General features: G+C 54.3%; 19 protein-coding genes. 4 read left to right on the forward strand and 15 right to left on the reverse strand.

Translation table 11 applies throughout. From position 1 onward, the window contains the following. Positions 1–19 precede the first annotated feature (19 nt). Both yhhW and OGX80_RS06005 read right to left on the reverse strand, forming a co-directional pair. Positions 20–715, reverse strand: a complete 696-nt coding sequence (gene yhhW, locus OGX80_RS06000; RefSeq protein ID WP_012135544.1) for a quercetin 2,3-dioxygenase — start codon at positions 713–715, stop codon at positions 20–22. Positions 716–839: 124 nt separating this feature from the next. After that, a complete protein-coding gene (locus OGX80_RS06005; protein ID WP_024131021.1) occupies positions 840–1,877 on the reverse strand; it encodes an oxidoreductase in 1,038 nt (345 codons plus the stop codon). Between the two features lie 519 nt (positions 1,878–2,396). On the opposite strand from OGX80_RS06005, the gene yhhY reads away from it, so the two are divergent. The 3 genes from yhhY (at position 2,397) to OGX80_RS06020 (ending at position 4,274) form a co-directional block, all read left to right on the forward strand. Next, positions 2,397–2,885, forward strand: a complete 489-nt coding sequence (gene yhhY / locus OGX80_RS06010; RefSeq protein ID WP_115181029.1) for an N-acetyltransferase — start codon at positions 2,397–2,399, stop codon at positions 2,883–2,885. 236 nt (positions 2,886–3,121) lie between these two features. Further along, positions 3,122–4,024 (forward strand): Hcp family type VI secretion system effector, encoded by a 903-nt coding sequence (locus OGX80_RS06015; RefSeq protein WP_225622037.1) that lies wholly within the window; start codon positions 3,122–3,124, stop codon positions 4,022–4,024. Next, positions 4,014–4,274: a MarR family transcriptional regulator gene (locus tag OGX80_RS06020; RefSeq protein WP_071259335.1), complete on the forward strand. Its 261-nt coding sequence runs from the start codon at positions 4,014–4,016 to the stop codon at positions 4,272–4,274. The genes OGX80_RS06015 and OGX80_RS06020 overlap by 11 nt, the downstream gene beginning before the upstream one ends. An 87-nt stretch (positions 4,275–4,361) precedes the next feature. Here OGX80_RS06020 and ggt read toward each other — a convergent pair whose 3' ends face one another. After that, positions 4,362–6,107 (reverse strand): gamma-glutamyltransferase, encoded by a 1,746-nt coding sequence (ggt, locus tag OGX80_RS06025; protein WP_049009224.1) that lies wholly within the window; start codon positions 6,105–6,107, stop codon positions 4,362–4,364. 120 nt (positions 6,108–6,227) lie between these two features. On the opposite strand from ggt, the gene OGX80_RS06030 reads away from it, so the two are divergent. After that, a complete protein-coding gene (locus OGX80_RS06030) occupies positions 6,228–6,608 on the forward strand; it encodes a DUF2756 family protein (protein ID WP_012135554.1) in 381 nt (126 codons plus the stop codon). Here OGX80_RS06030 and ugpQ read toward each other — a convergent pair. From ugpQ to livK, 12 genes are all read right to left on the reverse strand, one after another. Further along, a complete protein-coding gene (ugpQ, locus tag OGX80_RS06035) occupies positions 6,589–7,338 on the reverse strand; it encodes a glycerophosphodiester phosphodiesterase (protein WP_110493709.1) in 750 nt (249 codons plus the stop codon). The two genes, OGX80_RS06030 and ugpQ, sit on opposite strands and share 20 nt — an antisense overlap. Further along, positions 7,335–8,405: a sn-glycerol-3-phosphate import ATP-binding protein UgpC gene (locus OGX80_RS06040; protein WP_049009227.1), complete on the reverse strand. Its 1,071-nt coding sequence runs from the start codon at positions 8,403–8,405 to the stop codon at positions 7,335–7,337. Before OGX80_RS06040 ends, ugpQ begins: the two co-directional genes overlap by 4 nt. Positions 8,406–8,413: 8 nt before the next feature. Next, a complete protein-coding gene (gene ugpE / locus OGX80_RS06045; RefSeq protein ID WP_047460601.1) occupies positions 8,414–9,259 on the reverse strand; it encodes a sn-glycerol-3-phosphate ABC transporter permease UgpE in 846 nt (281 codons plus the stop codon). Continuing rightward, entirely contained in the window at positions 9,256–10,143 is an 888-nt protein-coding gene (gene ugpA / locus OGX80_RS06050; protein WP_024131024.1) for a sn-glycerol-3-phosphate ABC transporter permease UgpA, read from the reverse strand. Before ugpA ends, ugpE begins: the two co-directional genes overlap by 4 nt. 100 nt (positions 10,144–10,243) lie before the next feature. Next, positions 10,244–11,560, reverse strand: a complete 1,317-nt coding sequence (gene ugpB, locus OGX80_RS06055) for a sn-glycerol-3-phosphate ABC transporter substrate-binding protein UgpB (RefSeq protein ID WP_024131025.1) — start codon at positions 11,558–11,560, stop codon at positions 10,244–10,246. A gap of 200 nt (positions 11,561–11,760) precedes the next feature. Beyond that, a complete protein-coding gene (locus tag OGX80_RS06060; protein ID WP_047460595.1) occupies positions 11,761–12,129 on the reverse strand; it encodes a type II toxin-antitoxin system death-on-curing family toxin in 369 nt (122 codons plus the stop codon). After that, on the reverse strand, positions 12,126–12,347 hold the full coding sequence (locus tag OGX80_RS06065; RefSeq protein WP_047460592.1) for a type II toxin-antitoxin system Phd/YefM family antitoxin: 222 nt from the start codon (positions 12,345–12,347) through the stop codon (positions 12,126–12,128). Before OGX80_RS06065 ends, OGX80_RS06060 begins: the two co-directional genes overlap by 4 nt. Positions 12,348–12,485: 138 nt before the next feature. Then, positions 12,486–13,199, reverse strand: a complete 714-nt coding sequence (livF, locus tag OGX80_RS06070; protein ID WP_047463875.1) for a high-affinity branched-chain amino acid ABC transporter ATP-binding protein LivF — start codon at positions 13,197–13,199, stop codon at positions 12,486–12,488. Between the two features lie 17 nt (positions 13,200–13,216). After that, positions 13,217–13,984 carry a high-affinity branched-chain amino acid ABC transporter ATP-binding protein LivG gene (livG, locus tag OGX80_RS06075; RefSeq protein ID WP_110493706.1) on the reverse strand — a complete coding sequence of 256 codons (768 nt, stop codon included), beginning with the start codon at positions 13,982–13,984 and terminating at the stop codon, positions 13,217–13,219. Continuing rightward, positions 13,981–15,258 carry a branched chain amino acid ABC transporter permease LivM gene (livM, locus tag OGX80_RS06080; RefSeq protein ID WP_115181027.1) on the reverse strand — a complete coding sequence of 426 codons (1,278 nt, stop codon included), beginning with the start codon at positions 15,256–15,258 and terminating at the stop codon, positions 13,981–13,983. The genes livG and livM overlap by 4 nt, the downstream gene beginning before the upstream one ends. Continuing rightward, entirely contained in the window at positions 15,255–16,181 is a 927-nt protein-coding gene (gene livH, locus OGX80_RS06085; RefSeq protein ID WP_012135564.1) for a high-affinity branched-chain amino acid ABC transporter permease LivH, read from the reverse strand. Before livH ends, livM begins: the two co-directional genes overlap by 4 nt. A 61-nt stretch (positions 16,182–16,242) precedes the next feature. Then, positions 16,243–17,352, reverse strand: coding sequence for a high-affinity branched-chain amino acid ABC transporter substrate-binding protein LivK (gene livK / locus OGX80_RS06090; RefSeq protein WP_012135565.1), 1,110 nt, complete (start codon positions 17,350–17,352; stop codon positions 16,243–16,245). Positions 17,353–17,638 lie beyond the last annotated feature (286 nt).

Consider the following 17,638-nt stretch of genomic DNA (forward strand, 5'->3'; position numbering starts at 1 on the left):
TGAAGGATGACGTGTATTTTTAAACTGGCGGCAGGTCGAACAGTAACACTTCGCTATCGCTGTCGGCATGGATGGAGATCGCCTGCTCATCCCAAATCGCCAGACCGTCGCTGGTAGACGCTTTGGTGCCGTTAATGGTGACGTTACCTTTCACCACCTGAATCCAGATGCGGCGTTCGGCGGAGATCTGGTGTACCGACTGTTCGTCTTTCAGCAGCGCCCAACGGTACAGCTCCATATCCTGATTCACTTTCAGCGAACCGTCGCGCGCATCCGGCGACAGCACCAGCTGTTTGCCCTGTACGGCGTCAAAACGACGCTGCTCGTAACGCGGTGTAATCCCGTTTTCCTGCGGCATGATCCAAATCTGATACAAACGCAGGCGGTCGGTATTGCTCGGGTTGTATTCCGAGTGACGAATGCCCGTCCCGGCGCTCATAATCTGGAACTCACCGGCAGGAACCTGCTCTTTGTTACCCATGCTGTCCTGGTGTTCCACTGCGCCTTCCAGCACATAGGTCAGGATTTCCATGTCTTTATGCGGGTGCGTCCCAAAGCCCTGGCCTGCTTCAATAACGTCATCGTTAATCACGCGCAGTGCCGAGAAGCCCATAAAGTTAGGGTCATAGTAGTTTGCAAAAGAGAAAGTATGCCAGGAATCCAGCCAGCCATGATTCGCATGACCACGGTCGTTTGCTTTGCGTAAGTAGATCATTGTATTCACCCCCCAGATGTTTTCGATGGAGTAAGTGTGAACCCAATCCAGACGGGATCATAGAGGGTGAAAATTGACTCCTCTGTTCAAAAATTATGAACAAGCCCAGAGGCGTTGATTTTGTTTATTTCGCAAGGGTTACTGTGGCCGGAGACGCCTGTTCAAACGCCCGCTCAAGGATCTCAAGGTTGGTGAGAACGTCAGATTCCTTGACGTAATTCGGCACGCCATGCGTGAGGGTCTCGAACAGGGCGTCATAAACGCGGCCATAGTCGCCGACCTCCGGTTTCATCTCTTCTTTCACCGTCACGCCTTCGTCATTAACGTATTCCAGCAGGCCGACAGAATCATCCGCCGCAAACCCCGGTTCGCCGGGCATGATATTGGCCTTCAGACTGGTTTCCTGCTGGTCGATGCCGTACTTCACAAACGAGCCTCTGGTGCCATGAACGATAAATTTCGGGTAATCGATCTTCACTAAATGGCTGGTTTTAACGATGGCTTTCAGATCGCCGTAAAACAGCTGCGCTTCGAACGTATCATCCGGGTTGGCTTTATTGCGCAGGCTGCGGATGTCATAAGCCACATGGTCCGGGCGTCCGAACAGCGAAATAATTTGATCCATCGTATGCACGCCGAGGCCGTAAAACGCGCCGTCCTGCGGCAGGCCAGGTTTGGTTTCCGCAACCGGTCGGTAGTAATCAAAGTGGCTTTCAACTTCAACAATCTCGCCCAGTTTACCGCTCTCAATCGCTTTTTTGGCGGTCAGGAAACAGGAGTCAAAGCGGCGGTTCTGGTACGGCGTGACGGTCAGCCCTTTGCTCCGCGCCAGTTCGAACAACACTTTCGCCTCGGCAAGCGTTGGCGTAAACGGTTTTTCCACCAGCACGTTTTTTCCCGCCTCCAGCGCGCGCCGGGCGTAGTCAAAATGGCTGTCCGCATGGGTACAGACGATCACCAGTTTTACCTGCGGATCGTTCAGCACTTCATCAAGATCGCTGGTGAAGTGAATATGCGAGTAGATCGGCGCCTGCTCTTCCGGCTTCGCGTGACGGCGGAAGATATGCGCAACATGCCAGCTGCCTTTACGGTTAAGAACATACGGCAGATGGTAGCGGGTGGTGCTTTTACCAAAGCCAATAAATGCGCAGTGTAAGGTCATGGGAGTGTCCTTTTTGAAAGGTGATTGCATACACCATAGCGCAAACAACATGTGGGAAATAGCGGTGAAACGATCGTAGGCCGGATAAGCATAAGCGCCATCCGGCGTCACAAGAACCATTGCCGGATGACGGCTTTGCCTTATCCGGCCTACAGCCTCAAGATCGGTCGTCGGCGTCGCGGTCAGATCGTAGGCCGGATAAGCATCAGCGCCATCCGGCATCACAAGCGCCATTGCCGGATGACGGCTTTGCCTTATCCGGCCTACAAAACTGACCAGCAAACCAGCCCGAAACTGATCCAAAAAAAAAAGCCAGCACCCGGCTGGCTAAAGTAATACTGGAAGCAATGTGAGCAATGTCGTGCTTTCAGGTTCTCCGCAAGGGTCTCCCTGAACGCAGAGCAATAATAATCATTCTCATTCGCACTTGTCCAATACTTTTTGCAAAAAAATGCAGTTGACTCCGTTTTTAAAGTCAATGATGTTTAAAAGGACTTTTAACCTGCTAAGGACACAGAAATGAGCGAGATAGTGATACGCCACGCGGAATCAAAAGATTACGACGCAATTCGTCAGATCCATGCCCAGCCGGAGGTGTATCACAACACGCTACAGGTTCCTCATCCTTCCAGTACGATGTGGCAGGAGCGGCTAGCCGACCAGCCCGGCATCAAACAGCTGGTCGCCTGTATTGACGATACTGTCGTTGGGCATCTCACCATTGCGGTCATCCAGCGTCCGCGCCGCAGCCATGTCGCCGATTTTGGCATCAGTGTTGATGCGCGGTGGCAAAACCGTGGGGTCGCCAGCGCGCTGCTCCGTACCATGATCGATATGTGCGATAACTGGCTGCGCGTGGAGCGTATCGAGCTAACGGTATTTGTCGATAATGAACCCGCCGTGGCGGTCTACAAGAAGCATGGTTTTGAGATTGAAGGCACCGGCAAGAAGTACGCACTGCGTAACGGTGAGTATGTCGACGCATACTTTATGGCGCGGATGAAGTAATTTTCGCCTCCCCTCTCTCCAGGAGAGGGGAATATCCCGTAATTAAAAGTAGTCCTGCCCAATTCAGAATATCCTCAATAATATTTGGCTAAAGTGAAAACATTTATTAACTCTGTATACGAATCTGAGAATAGAGCGTAAACAGATAATAAAGAAAGGATTCACGGCTAATACATTTAGCATGCCGTTATTAAAGGATAAGGTAATAATGGGAAATATTGTCTACCTGACAATAGTTGTATATGGAGTTTTATTTCTACCGCATCAATAGATTCGGTAGATGGGAGAAGTATCATTATATTCAACTGCGGGGAGCATTTCTATCAGGTATCCAACACCAATTCAGCGAAAATAATTTAGATACAGAAACAATAACCATCAGCTATGAATATATCCTCTGCAAACACCTTATTGCCAACACTGAATTCAGCTACCTGGCGTTGCCCGAGAACTACAACCGCCTGTTTATCCCCCGTCCAAAAACACCCGCAGATAATAGCCTCAAAACGTTAAGCAGCAAAGGGGTTGGCAGATTGCTTGCCGCCGGAGGTATCTACAACGGGAATATCGAAGGTTTCAGGGAAACGGCAGAAAAGTTGGGAGGCGTTGCTCCAGCGGGTTACGAGCAGGTTATGGATAACAAAGGATTGCTGATTCTTGGAGCTTCAATAGCTGCCAGCTTAACTATGGGAAGAATGAAACTTCCTGAATTAGAAGAACTGGAGCAGTTCGGTGCCTGGGGAACTGCATCAGGACGAACATTCGATCCCGAGCTTGCCGGAGGTCCAATAGAGAGCCTGACAACTGATGGTGTCATTATTAACAGTAAAGGTATCGCTACAGTTGAGAAACATATTTCCAGGTTCGTTCATGATCCTGCAAATGATGTAATGTTCGGCAGGTTGGAAGACATTGAAAAAGGGAAAATACCTCCAGAACAGGTCGATCTGAATTACTATACTCATGAATGCCGAGAATATCAGCGCTACTGTAATCTGGGATGGGAATTTGGGCAGCCTGAGGGGGATGCAGGATATAATCTATGGAATCATGCCCATACAGCCACGCTGGAAGATTACAGACTCAAGGGAACAGTTGACGACTTATACCACCAGGATGCACTTAACTATGATAACTGAAACTGAACTTAACGTACTAAAAGTTATGGCCGAAAAAGATATTAACTGGAACTGGATGAATCTGGATCGCACGCTTTCCATGAAAAGAATCCCGGGGTTCAGCAATGTCGTTAATATTGTGAATAAATTGGCTAGCGAGGGTCTGGTAAATATTGAAGATAGTGGGCATAAGTCCATGCCTTACTATCGCGTATCTGAAAAAGGATACAGGCTAATCAAGAATACTGATACTGACAATAACGTACCATAATCGCCGTGCAGAATAATGCTGTTGAAAAACAAGGTTACAACCAGAACTTCCTGATAAGCCCTCTTCCACCGAAGAGGGCCACTTACCTCAATACCCCGCCGTTAAATCATCGACTGAGCGCGGGTCAGACGCGCCGTACAGCGAACCATCCGGCCCCACCATGATGCTCTGGGTGCTGCCCATCGCTTCTTTCAGCGCGACTTTTTGCCCACGCTGTTCCAGGAGTTTCAGCGTATCCGGGCTAAAGCCCTTTTCCACGCGCAGCTCATCCGGCAGCCACTGATGATGGAAACGCGGTGCGTTGGTCGCCTCAGCGACATTCATCCCGAAATCGATGCTGTTGACCACCATTTGCAGCACGGTGGTAATAATCCGGCTACCGCCAGGGCTGCCTGTCACCAGCCAGGTTTTACCGTCTTTCACCACAATGGTTGGCGACATTGACGACAGCGGACGTTTCTTCGGCCCTACGGCGTTAGCATCGCCGCCCACCAGACCGTAAACGTTTGGTACGCCAGGTTTCGCGGAGAAGTCATCCATCTCATTGTTGAGCAGAATTCCGGTGTTTCCCGCCACAATCCCGGTGCCAAACGTGGTGTTCAGGGTGTAGGTGACGGCCACCGCGTTGCCGTCTTTATCCACCACCGAGAAATGGGTGGTCTGATTGCTTTCGTACGGCGCCAGTTTACCGGGGCGAATCTCGCTGGACGGTTTGGCTTTATTGATATCTATCTGATCGGCGATGGATTTCGCATACGCTTTACTGGTCAGCGCCTGCCACGGCACCTTCACAAAATCCGGGTCGCCGAGATACTCCGACCGATCGGCATAGGCATATTTCTCCGCTTCAGCCATTATCTGCATGGCATCGGCGCTGCCAAACCCGTATTTCTTCATGTCGAAGTTTTCAAGGATATTGAGGATCTGCACGATATGAATGCCGCCGGAGGACGGAGGCGGCATCGAAAAGACCTGATACCCGCGATAATCGCCGCTAATCGGCGTACGTTCTACCGCTTTGTAAGCCGCCAGATCCTCTTTGGTGATAAGCCCCCCGTTCTTCTGCATCTCCTGTGCGATCTGGTCGGCTATTGCCCCTTTGTAGAAGGCATCAGGGCCATTCTCAGCAATCATCTCCAGACTTTTCGCCAGGTTTTTCTGCACCAGCTTGTCGCCCTTCTTCAGCGGTTCGCCGTCTTTCCAGAAAATAGCCTTGCTGTTTTCATAATTCGGCAGCACCTCACTACCGTAGGTTTTCAGGTCATCCGCCAGCGCATCGTTGACGACGAATCCCTCATCCGCAAGTTTCATCGCCGGGCGTATCACTTTGTTGAGCGGCAGGGTGCCGTATTTCTCCAGCGCCAGCGAGAATCCGGCCACGGTGCCCGGCGTACCGGTCGCCAGGTGCGACGTCAGCGATTTTTTACTGTCAGGATTGCCCTGATCGTCCAGGAACATATCGCGGGTGGCATTGGCTGGCGCCATTTCGCGGAAGTCGATCGCCGTGGTATTCCCGTCTTTGGTGCGCAGCAGCATAAAACCCCCGCCGCCGAGGTTCCCCGCCTGCGGATGCGTCACCGCCAGCGCATAGCCAACGGCAACCGCCGCATCGACGGCATTTCCCCCTTGCTTAAGGATATCGACGCCGACCTGGGTCGCCATCGCATCCACGGATGCCACCATCCCCTGCTTCGCACGAACAGGGTGGAAAACATCCTCTTCAACACCGTATGACACCGGAGGTGGCGCAGGCGGCGCGGCAACAACACTAAAACAACTTCCTGAGAGCAGAGCAGCAATGGCTACCCGGCGCAAAAACGTCGGTTTCATCATCGTTATTCTCCAGAGATACGGGGTCAGCCCCCCACTAAGCCTGGTGCATAACTCTGAAATAATCATCGTTGCGACGGGAAAGGAGTAAACTTAATAGATCCCCCCAGAGGAGGAAAGACGATGAAACGACTCTTAATTTTAGCGGCGCTACTGCCGTTTTCCGGCTTTGCGCAGCCCATCAACACCATGAATAACCCGAATCAGCCGGGGTATCAGATCCCGAGTCAACAGCGGATGCAAACCCAAATGCAGACGCAGCAGACCCAGCAGAAAGGGATGCTTAACCAGCAGTTAAAAACGCAGACCCAGCTTCAGCAACAGCATCTGCAAACGCAGATGAACAATAACGCGCAGCGGGTCCAGCAGGGCCAGGTGCGTGAGCAGGTTTTACCAAACAACAATGGCGGGATGTTAAGCGGTGGAACCCGCCAGAGCAGCGGTCAGCAACATCTGCTGCCCCAGCGACAGAGTGGCGATATGCTCAATAACTCGCCGCAGTAAAATCCGGCCCAATCACATCAATGGCATCGGTACAGATGCAGTCCACGCCCCAGCGCAGCAGTTCCGCCGCGCGCTGGGGTTTGTTGACGGTGTAAACCAGAATGCGCAGTCCCGCCGCCTTGAGCGCTTTTACCCGCGCTTCATCGAGCAATTTATGGTTGAGATGAACAGAGACGCAGCCCAGCCGGGTCGTCAGCGCATGCCAGTCGTCACGCCAGTCATCCAGCAGTAAACCGCGCGGTAGCTCTGGCGCCGCCTGTTGCGCCGCTTCCAGCGCATCAATTTCAAACGATGAAAGTAAAGGCGCGGTCATTCCAGACCACAGCTCCCGCGCCGCCAGCGCCACCACTCTCCCCGTCAATGGCCCGGTGCCGGTCGTCGGTTTAATTTCAATATTCGCCATCATGCCGTGCTCGCGGCAGCGTTCCGCTACCTGAGACAACAGCGGCAACGGCTCGCCTTTAAACTTGCCGCTAAACCAGCTCCCGGCATCAACGCGCAGCAGATCCTGCCAGTTGACTTCCCCCGCCACGCCCCAGCCGTTACTGGTGCGCTCCAGGTTGTCGTCATGCAGCAGAAAGATCTCGCCGTCTTTCGACAGCTTCACGTCAAACTCAATCATCGTGTGTCCGCACCGCGCCCCCACGTCAATCGCCGCCAGCGTGTTTTCCGGTGCGAGTTTTCCGCCACCGCGATGCGCGACGATGTGGGGATAAGGCCAGTTACTCATACTCGTTGTCCTGTTTCGCCATCGAAAAGATGCAGATGATTTTCCGGCAAATGCAGCCATAGCGTGCTGCCTGCCGTCGGGCGTTGCTGATGCGCCAGCCGCACGACCATTTTTTGATCGCCCCAGCGTCCGTGCGCCAGGTTATCCGCCCCCAGCATCTCCAGCGTGTCCATCACCAGCGGTACGCCGCCTTCCGCTTGCGAGCTTAGCGCAATATGCTCAGGACGGATACCCAGCGTCATTTTCCGCCCGGCATAGCGACGATAGTTCCAGTTAACGGGCAGCGCCATCCCGCTCTCCAGCTCAAAATGGGTGCCTGCGGCGCTGATGCGCCCCTCCAGCAGATTCATCGCCGGGCTGCCGATAAAGCTCGCCACAAAGCGGCTGGCTGGCTTCTCATACACCTCTACCGGCGTACCGATTTGCTCCGCCACGCCTTTGTTCATCACCATCACCCGCTGGGCGAGCGTCATCGCTTCGACCTGATCGTGCGTCACGTACAGCGAGGTGGTTTTCAGGCGGCGATGCAGATGTTGTAACTCAAGGCGCATCTGGACGCGCAATTTAGCGTCAAGGTTGGACAGCGGCTCATCAAACAGGAAGACGGCCGGATCGCGCACAATCGCACGCCCCATTGCCACACGCTGGCGCTGGCCGCCGGAAAGCTCGCGTGGACGGCGTTTGAGCAAACCGTCCAGCTCCAGAATCCGCGCCGCCTCTTTCACCCGTTCGGCAATATGTCCTTTGCCCATGCCGCGAATCTTCAGCCCCCACGCCATGTTCTCCTCTACGCTCATGTGTGGGTAGAGCGCGTAGTTCTGGAACACCATCGCAATGCCCCTGTCTTTCGGCTCCATCTCCGTAACGCGCTGGCGGTCAATCCAGATATCGCCGCTCGTTACCCGCTCAAGCCCGGCCACCATACGCAGCAGCGTCGATTTACCGCAGCCGGACGGCCCAACCATCACAATAAACTCGCCATCCGCCACATCCAGCGTTAACGGCTGTATGACCTGGGTTTTGCCGTCCCAGCTTTTGGTTACTGCCTGTAATTTCAAACCAGCCATAAAATTTCCTACTTCTCACTGTCCACCAGGCCGCGTACAAACGCGCGCTGCATGGCTAAAACGATAACGACGGGGGGAATCAGGGTCAGCAGCATCGCCGCCATCACCTGATTCCACTGAGTGGTGCCTTCCCCGGTGGCGATCATGCCTTTAATCCCCGCAACGGCGGTGCCGAGATCAACGTCGGTAATAATCAGCAACGGCCACAGGTACTGGTTCCAGCCGTAGATGAAGGTGATGACGAACAGCGCCGCGAGATTGGTTTTCGACAGCGGCAGCACAATGTCGCGGAAAAAGCGCATCGGTGAAGCGCCGTCGATGCGCGCCGCTTCAATCAGCTCGTCCGGCAGCGTCATGAAGAACTGGCGAAACAGAAAGGTGGCGGTCGCTGAGGCCATCAGCGGCAGGGTCAGACCCGCGTAGCTGTCGAGCATTTTCAGATTGGCGATCACTTCCACCGTCGGGAAAATACGCACCTCAACCGGCAGCATCAGGGTGATAAAGATCATCCAGAAAAACAGATTACGCAGCGGAAAACGAAACCAGACAATGGCAAACGCCGACAGCATAGAAACGGTGATTTTCCCCACCGTAATGCCAAAAGCCATGATGAAACTGTTAAGCATCATCAGCCAGAACGGCGCGCTGTTCACGCCCACGCCGTTAACCCAGATCGTTGCCATGTTTTCCAGCAGATGCGTTCCGGGGATGAGCGTCATCGGCGTATCGAACACCGCGCTGTTGTCCAGCGTCGCCGCCACAAAGGCGACGTACAAGGGAAACAGGATCACCACAATCCCCAGAATCAACATAGTGTGGCTGAATATCGTCAGCCCGCGACGGTTCTCAATCATTGGTAACGCACCTTACTTTCCACATAGCGGAACTGGATAACCGTCAGAATGATGACGAGGAACATCAGCACCACCGACTGTGCGGCAGAGGCGGAGAGATCCAGCCCGGCAAAGCCTTCGCGGTAAATCTTATAAATCAGCGTGGTCGTCGCCTGTACCGGTCCGCCTGCGGTAGCGGCGTCGATCACCGGGAAGGTGTCGAAGAAGGCATACACCAGATTGACCACCAGCAGGAAGAAACTCACCGGTGCAATCAGCGGTAGCGAAAGTTTAAAGAAGCGCCGAACCGGACCCGCCCCATCAATCGCTGCCGCTTCCGTCAGCGAGCGGGGAATGGATTGCAACGCGGCAAAAAAGAACAGGAAGTTGTAACTAATCTGCTTCCAGACTGAAGCGAACACCACCAAAAACATGGCCTGGCCGCTGTGTTGCGCATGGTTCCAGTCATAGCCGAACCCGGCAAGAAAATGGGTGATTAGCCCGCGCCCGGGGTTGAACAGGAAGATCCACAGTACGGCGGCCACCGCTGGCGCAACGGCGTAAGGCAGCAGCATCAGCGTTTGATACAGGCGGCTTGCGCGTACCACGTAATCCACCAGCGCGGCGAAAAACAGCGAGACCAACAGGCCGCTTACCGTCACCAGCGCACTGAATTTCATCGTCGTCCAGAAGGAGTCGAGGTAGTAGCTGTCATGGAATAAGGCGACAAAGTTATCCAGACCGACAAACTGGCTGGACAGCCCAAACGGATCGACGCTTTGCAGCGAATACCACAGCGCTTCGCCCGCAGGCCAGATAAAGAAAATGACGGTGATCGCCAGTTGCGGCGCAACCAGCAAATACGGCAGCCAACGCGAGCGAAACACCGGACGGGATGATGACATGAAGATTTGATTCCTGAACAGTGCCGGGTGGCGGCTTCGCCTTACCCGGCCTACGGTCTTGTAGGCCCGGTAAGCGCAGCGCCTCCGGGCATATCATGCGTTACGATTTCGTTGACTGCTCAAAGCGACGCAGCAGCTGATTACCACGCTCAACGGCGGCATCCAGCGCCTGCTGCGGGGATTTCTTCCCGGTCCACACGCTTTCCAGTTCCTCATCCACAATGGTGCGGATCTGCGGCATGTTGCCCAGACGCAGACCTTTGGTGAACGGCAACGGCGGCTTGTTCAGCATCTGGCGCGTGGCAATATCCGCGCCGGGGTTCTTGTCATAGAATCCCTGCTCGCGGGTCAGGTCGTAAGCCGCTTTGGTGATCGGCAGATAGCCGGTTTTCTGATGCCATTCAGCGGCATTTTCCGGCTTCGCCAGGAAGTCGAGGAATTTCGCCACGCCGGTGTAGGTCTCTTTGTCTTTACCCTGCATCACCCACAGGCTCGCCCCGCCGATAATGGCGTTTTGCGGCGCATCTTTGGCGTCTGCGTCATAAGGCATCATGCCTACGCCGTAATTAAATTTGGCGTAGTGGCGGATATCCGCCAGAGAACCGGAAGAGGCGGTGGTGATGGCGCAATCGCCGTTGTAGAACTTCTCAGTGGATTCGTCTTTACGCCCGAAGTAGCTGAAATCACCCTTCTTGTTCAGTTCTTCCAGCAGCGCGATATGTTTCACCTGCTCCGGCTTGTTAAATTCCAGCACCGCGTCAGTACCGTCAAAGCCGTTATTTTGGGTGGCGACCGGCAGACCATGCCAGGCGCTGAAGTTTTCAATCTGAATCCAGCCCTGCCAGCCGCTGGCGTAGCCGCACTTCATTCCCGCCGCCTTCAGCTTCGCGGTGTACTCCGCCAGATCCTGCCAGGTTTTCGGCGGCTGCTCTGGATCTAAACCGGCTTTTTTGAAAGCGTCTTTGTTGTAGTACAGCACCGGTGTGGAGCTGTTAAACGGCTGGGACAGCAGATGTCCGCTTTTGGAATCGGTGTAGTAACCGGACACCGTCGGTACAAACTGCGACTCATCGAAACTGATGCCCGCGTCGCTGAACACTTCATAGACCGGTTTAATTGCTTTCGACGCCATCATAGTCGCGGTGCCGACTTCATAAACCTGCAACAGCGCCGGAGCGTTGCCGGTACGAAACGCAGCGATACCTGCGCTCAGGCTCTGTTCATAGTTGCCCTTATACACCGGCACAATCTTGTAATCAGGATTGGCCGCATTGAAACGTTGCGCCAGAGAATCAACCTCTTTCCCCAGCTCGCCTTCCATAGAATGCCAGAATGGAATGGTGGTAACGGCCATGGCGTTTCCCACGAATGCCAGGCTTAACGCCAGTCCTAACGCTGTATGTCGTAACGATGTCATTCGCTTATCTCTCTTGTTGTGCCGGATGCGCGATATCACGCGTTTTATGCTCGCGAGGTAACATGACATGCGCGAATGACAGAAAAATAACTTTTTAGTTACAAATAAATGACAGCCAAACGTCAGCAGGATGATAAGAAGATGATGGAATGGTGAAGATAATATGTAGGCCCGGTAAGCGTAGCGCCACCGGGCGACGGCTACCGACGCAAACGCTGTACAATTTCCTCTAGCGACAGACGTCCTGCGGCAGCTTCGACTGTCATATCAACATAATCGGGATTAGCAGCCAGAAAGATACCGTTACGTTTGAGAAACAGTAATGTGATGAACAATGCTGTTCTCTTATTACCATCGTTAAAAATATGTCCACGAGAAATAGCGAGTAGATGCATCGCCGCAAGGATCCAGACATCGGTAATACTTTCGTATTCGTATTTATTTAAAACACGGTACAACAGCGCTTCAGCCCGCCCAGGATCCGGCATTCCCGGAACGCCGGGCGTTACGCTCAATAATTTGTCATGAAAACGGATTATCTCTTCCGCTGAGATAAATTGAAGTGTCATTTATCGGCCAGTTCCCTTAATTCGTCGCCGTGAACGCCCATGATGGCATCAAATTCAGCATCCAGTTTTGCTGTCTGATAACGTTCAAATTCTTCTGCGCTGATGATAACCGCAGATTTATGCCCCCGACGCGTAATCGTCACCGGCGTACCCGTGGCAGCAGAATCAAGCACAGAGGCAAGGTTCTGCCGTACCTCACTATAGTTCATTGTACGCATATAGCCTCCTTTTAAGTACACATAAATTGTACAACTAAAACGTACAAAAAACAAAAAGCCGGGTGGCGGCTTCGCCTTACCCGGCCTACAGGATCGAGTAGGCCCGGTAAGCGTAGCGCCACCGGGCACACAGACGGTTCAGCCTCCGAGATATGCGCTGCGCACCGCTTCGTTGGCCAGCAACGCATCGCCGGTATCTTCCAGCACCACATGACCGTTTTCCAGCACGTAGCCGCGATCCGCCAGCTTCAGCGCCTGATTCGCGTTCTGCTCGACGAGGAAGATGGTCATTCCCTGCTCGCGCAGCTGTTCGATGGTATCGAAAATCTGCTGGATGATGATCGGCGCCAGACCCAGGGACGGTTCATCCAGCAGCAGCAAACGCGGCTGACTCATCAATGCGCGGCCAATCGCCAGCATCTGCTGTTCACCGCCGGACATAGTGCCCGCACGCTGGATACGACGCTCATGCAAACGCGGGAACAGCGCGTAAACCCACTTAATGCGCTCCTGAAACTGGTCGCGCTCGGCGAAAAAACCGCCCATCGCCAGGTTCTCTTCTACCGTCATACGGGAAAAGACGCGACGCCCTTCCGGGACAATCGCCACCGCTTCACGCATGATTTTCGCCGTCTGCCAGTCGGTAATGTCTTTACCATCAAACACAATCCGACCACTGGTGGCGCGCGGATCGCCGCATAACGTGCCGAGCAGCGTGGTTTTACCCGCGCCGTTGGCGCCAATCAGGGTGACGATTTCTCCCTGACGAATATGCAGGCTCACCTCGTGCAGCGCCTGGATTTTGCCGTAGTGGGCACTGACTTTGTCAAAGGACAACATGACTTTTTCCATCTTATGCGTCACCACCATTATGCTTCACCTAAATAGGCGCGGATCACGTCCGGGTTGTTGCGAACTTCTTCCGGCGTCCCGTTCGCCAGCGGCGTTCCCTGGTTCACCACGTAAATGCGATCGGAAATCCCCATCACCAGCTTCATATCATGCTCAATCAGCAGAATGGTGGTGTTGTGATGATTACGCAGCTCCGCAATTAATTCGTCCAGCTCTTTGGTCTCTCTCGGGTTCAGGCCCGCCGCCGGTTCATCCAGCATCAGGATCTCCGGCTGCGTTACCATGCAGCGGGCGATCTCCAGACGACGCTGGTCGCCGTAGGCCAGGTTGCTGGCCTGGCGGTTGGCGTGCTCCAGCAGGCCGATACGCTCCAGCCAGGTGGCGGCGCGATCGAGCGCTTCACTCTGCGCCCGACGGAACGCCGGAGTCTTCAACAGGCCCGAAAAAACGCCGGTTTTCAACTGCTGATGTTGCGCCACCAGCAGGTTTTCAATCACCGTCATCTCACGGAACAGGCGGACGTGCTGGAAGGTACGCACCACGCCCATACGGGCAATCTGCTGGCCCGGCAGCCCTTCCAGATGCTGATCGCGCAGCATAATGGTGCCGCCGGTCGGTTTATAGAAACCGGTCAGGCAGTTAAAGACCGTGGTTTTCCCGGCGCCGTTTGGCCCGATCAATGAGACGATTTCGCGTGGATGCAACTCCAGTTCAACGTTGTTTACCGCCAGCAGACCGCCAAAGCGCATCATCAGGCCGTTAACGGATAATAATGGCTGACTCATGCCTGCTCTCCTTTCGCTTCCCCGTTTTTCAGTTTCAACTGCGGACGGGTCATCGGCAGCAAGCCCTGCGGACGCCAGATCATCATCAGTACCATCAAACCACCGAGCATCAACATGCTGTATTCGTTGAAGTCACGCATTAGCTCGCGCGATACCACCAGCAGGATAGCGGCGAGAATAACCGCGAACTGCGAACCCATGCCGCCAAGCACCACAATCGCCAGTACAAAAGCGGATTCGGCAAAGGTGAACGACTCCGGGCTGACAAAGCCCTGGCGCGCGGCGAACAGCGTTCCGGCGAACCCCGCAAACGCGGCGCTGATGGTAAACGCCGTCAGCTTAATGCGCGTCGGGCTTAAGCCTAATGAACGGCAGGCAATTTCATCTTCACGCAGCGCTTCCCATGCCCGCCCCAGCGGCATACGCAGCAGACGGTTGATCACAAACAACGAGAAGACGACCAGCAGCAACGCCACCAGGTAAAGCCAAATCACGCGGTCGGATGGATCGTATTTCACGCCGAAGAAGTTGCTGAAGGTATCCCAGCCTCCTTCACGGGCGGTACGGCTGAACTCCAGACCAAAGAATGTCGGTTTCGGGATCTGGCTGATACCGTTCGGCCCGCCGGTCACTTCGGTGTTATTGAGCAGCAGGATGCGCACAATCTCGCCAAAGCCTAAGGTCACAATCGCCAGGTAGTCGCCGCGCAGGCGCAATACCGGGAAGCCAAGCAGGAAGCCCGCCGCCGCCGCAACCAGCCCCGCCAGCGGCAGGCAGGTCCAGAACCCCAGACCGTAATAGTGGTTCAGCAACGCGAAGGTATACGCGCCAATGGCGTAGAAACCGCCGTAGCCCAGCACCAGCAGACCAGACAGCCCCACCACCACGTTCAGCCCAAGACCGAGGATGATATAAATCATGGTCAGCGTGGCGATATCAACGGTGCCGCGCGACACCATAAACGGCCACACAACGGCGATGACCAGCAGCGCAATCAGGAACAGCTTCTGCTTCACGGTTGAGCCATCAATCGCTGGCAGAACAAATTTAGGCCCGGAAATGCCCTTCAGGCTTTTCTGGAAAATCGGTCGCAGCAACTGGAAGAAAAAGACCACAGCAGTACAGATAAACACCCACTGCCAGCGAATATCCGCAGCAGTCCCCACCACCAGTTTGGTGCCATCGAGTTCCAGTTGAACGCCCATAAAGACGCCCGCCAGCACGAAGAACATGGCGGCAGAGAGCAGCGCCATCGCAAAATGCATCGGTTTCATACTTTCTCTACCTCCGGGCGGCCCAGGATACCGGTCGGCATGACCAGCAGCACCAGAATCAGCAGCGCAAACGACACCACATCTTTATATTCGGTACTCAGGTACGCAGAGGAGAGCGCTTCGGCGACGCCCAGAATCAGGCCGCCAATCATCGCGCCAGGAATGCTGCCGATGCCGCCAAGCACAGCAGCGGTGAAGGCCTTCATCCCGGCCATAAAGCCAATATACGGGTTGATAACGCCATAGAACTGACCGAGCAGCACGCCCGCCACTGCCGCCATCGCCGCGCCAATCACAAAGGTCAGCGCAATCACGCGGTCGGTATTAATGCCCAGCAGACTCGCCATTTTCAGGTCTTCCGCACAGGCGCGGCAGGCGCGTCCCATACGGGAGTAACGGATAAACAGCGTCAGCGCCAGCATCGCCAGGAAAGTGACAATCCAGATGACCAACTGCATGGTGGTAATGCTGGCGGCGAAGTTCTCGCTGCTGCCGATAATCCACTGGCCGTTAAACAGGCTGGGGAGCGCCACGTCACGCGAACCTTCGGTAAGACTGACGTAGTTTTGCAGGAAAATAGACATCCCGATCGCGGAGATGAGCGCAATCAGTCGCTTGGAACTGCGCACTGGCCGATAGGCCACCCGTTCAATACTCCAGCCATAGGCGCTGGCGATAATGATAGCCCCGACGAACCCGGCGGCGACCAGCAGCCAGCTGGTATCAATACCCATCATCATCAGCGCGGCGATGATCATGAAAGAGACATAGCTGCCGATCATATAGACCTCGCCGTGGGCGAAGTTGATCATGCCGATAATGCCGTAAACCATCGTATAGCCGATAGCGATCAGCGCATAGGTGCTTCCCAGCGTGACGCCGTTAAACATCTGCTGCAAGAAATAGAGAAACTGCTCGGACATAAGGTAACCTTTCTCAACCCGCCCGTTTTGCGCGGGCGGAGGGATAACTTGTCTTCAGGCGTTATTTGGCAACGGTCGATGAGCCGTCGGCATGCCACTGGAAGACACCAAACTCAAATCCCTTCAGATCGCCTTTTTCATCCCAGTTCAGCGGCCCAATCACGGTATCAGCCCCGTGTGCTTTCAGATCTTTCACCAGATCGAGCGGCGCTTTGCTGCCGGTACGATCCATTGCGGTTGCCAGCGACTGCACCGCAGCGTAGGTGATCCACACGTAAGGGCCGGTAGGATCTTTTTTGTCGGCTTTAAGGGCATCGACAATGCCTTTGTTCGCTGGGTCCTGGTCATAGCGTTTTGGCATCGTCACCAGCATGCCTTCTGCCGCCGCGCCAGCAATGTTAGACAGTGAGGCATTGCCCACGCCCTCTGGCCCCATAAACTGGGTTTTCAGGCCGATAGCGCGCGCCTGGCGCAACATCTGGCCCATTTCCGGGTAGTAACCGCCGTAATAAACGAAGTCGATATTCTCTTTTTGCAGGCGGGCAATCAGCGCGGAAAAGTCTTTCTCGCCAGCGGTAATCCCGTCAAAGAACACGATATTGGCGTTGCCCGCTTTCAGGCTGTCCTGTACGGAACGCGCCAGACCTTCACCGTACTGCTGCTTATCATGAATAATGGCGATACGCTGCGGCTTCACTTTCTCAAGAATGTATTTCGCCGCCGTCGGCCCCTGGGAGGAGTCCAGGCCCGCCGTACGCATGATGTGTTCGTAGCCGCGCTGCGTCAGTTCCGGGTTTGTGGCGCCCGGGGAGATCATCAGGATGCCTTCATCTTCATAGATATCAGACGCGGGCTGTGTGGAAGAGGAGCACAGGTGGCCGATAACGTACTGAATGCCGTCGTTGACGATTTTGTTCGCCACCGCGACAGCCTGTTTCGGGTCACAGGCGTCGTCATACTCAACGCCCACCAGCTTATCGCCTTTGATGCCGCCTTTGGCGTTGATGTCTTTAATGGCCTGACGCGCGCCGTTAAATTCCATATCGCCCCACTGCGCTACCGGGCCGGACATCGCCCCGACAACGGCGACTTTAATATCGTCCGCCATTGCCGTATGCGACATCGCCAGTGCAACCACTCCTGCGATGATCGTTTTCGCATTCCGTTTCATTTACTGAATCCCCATTCGTGACGTTATTACACTTCATCCTTCAAGCTGCCCCGGTGTTAGCTACGTGCGTTCACCCCAGTCACTAACTTATGTAAGCACCTGGGGATTCACGCTCTTGCCGCCTTGATGCACCTTGAATGATTTTGTGTATATATTTTGTATTTATGTGGTTAAAAAGCAGACTGTGCTTTTTTTGAACTATGCTATTTTTACCTGTTGCATTAATGGTTTAGCACAGCTTTTTATGCAAAATCAGAGTAAACACTCTATTTTTCAGTCGATTAAG

The organism is Citrobacter sp. CK194, from assembly GCF_030333395.1.
Taxonomy (GTDB): Bacteria; Pseudomonadota; Gammaproteobacteria; order Enterobacterales; family Enterobacteriaceae; genus Citrobacter_B; species Citrobacter_B koseri.

What these genes read in the sequence shown, in the direction of transcription:
- ugpA (WP_024131024.1), bottom strand. Translation starts at nt 10,143, where the DNA reads ATGTCATCATCCCGTCCGGTGTTTCGCTCGCGTTGGCTGCCGTATTTG.
- OGX80_RS06040 (WP_049009227.1), bottom strand. Translation starts at nt 8,405, where the DNA reads ATGGCTGGTTTGAAATTACAGGCAGTAACCAAAAGCTGGGACGGCAAA.
- ugpB (WP_024131025.1), bottom strand. Translation starts at nt 11,560, where the DNA reads ATGACATCGTTACGACATACAGCGTTAGGACTGGCGTTAAGCCTGGCA.
- livK (WP_012135565.1), bottom strand. Translation starts at nt 17,352, where the DNA reads ATGAAACGGAATGCGAAAACGATCATCGCAGGAGTGGTTGCACTGGCG.
- OGX80_RS06060 (WP_047460595.1), bottom strand. Translation starts at nt 12,129, where the DNA reads ATGACACTTCAATTTATCTCAGCGGAAGAGATAATCCGTTTTCATGAC.
- OGX80_RS06030 (WP_012135554.1), top strand. Translation starts at nt 6,228, where the DNA reads ATGAAACGACTCTTAATTTTAGCGGCGCTACTGCCGTTTTCCGGCTTT.
- ggt (WP_049009224.1), bottom strand. Translation starts at nt 6,107, where the DNA reads ATGATGAAACCGACGTTTTTGCGCCGGGTAGCCATTGCTGCTCTGCTC.
- livG (WP_110493706.1), bottom strand. Translation starts at nt 13,984, where the DNA reads ATGAGTCAGCCATTATTATCCGTTAACGGCCTGATGATGCGCTTTGGC.
- livF (WP_047463875.1), bottom strand. Translation starts at nt 13,199, where the DNA reads ATGGAAAAAGTCATGTTGTCCTTTGACAAAGTCAGTGCCCACTACGGC.
- yhhW (WP_012135544.1), bottom strand. Translation starts at nt 715, where the DNA reads ATGATCTACTTACGCAAAGCAAACGACCGTGGTCATGCGAATCATGGC.
- livM (WP_115181027.1), bottom strand. Translation starts at nt 15,258, where the DNA reads ATGAAACCGATGCATTTTGCGATGGCGCTGCTCTCTGCCGCCATGTTC.
- OGX80_RS06005 (WP_024131021.1), bottom strand. Translation starts at nt 1,877, where the DNA reads ATGACCTTACACTGCGCATTTATTGGCTTTGGTAAAAGCACCACCCGC.
- livH (WP_012135564.1), bottom strand. Translation starts at nt 16,181, where the DNA reads ATGTCCGAGCAGTTTCTCTATTTCTTGCAGCAGATGTTTAACGGCGTC.
- yhhY (WP_115181029.1), top strand. Translation starts at nt 2,397, where the DNA reads ATGAGCGAGATAGTGATACGCCACGCGGAATCAAAAGATTACGACGCA.
- OGX80_RS06020 (WP_071259335.1), top strand. Translation starts at nt 4,014, where the DNA reads ATGATAACTGAAACTGAACTTAACGTACTAAAAGTTATGGCCGAAAAA.
- ugpQ (WP_110493709.1), bottom strand. Translation starts at nt 7,338, where the DNA reads ATGAGTAACTGGCCTTATCCCCACATCGTCGCGCATCGCGGTGGCGGA.
- ugpE (WP_047460601.1), bottom strand. Translation starts at nt 9,259, where the DNA reads ATGATTGAGAACCGTCGCGGGCTGACGATATTCAGCCACACTATGTTG.
- OGX80_RS06065 (WP_047460592.1), bottom strand. Translation starts at nt 12,347, where the DNA reads ATGCGTACAATGAACTATAGTGAGGTACGGCAGAACCTTGCCTCTGTG.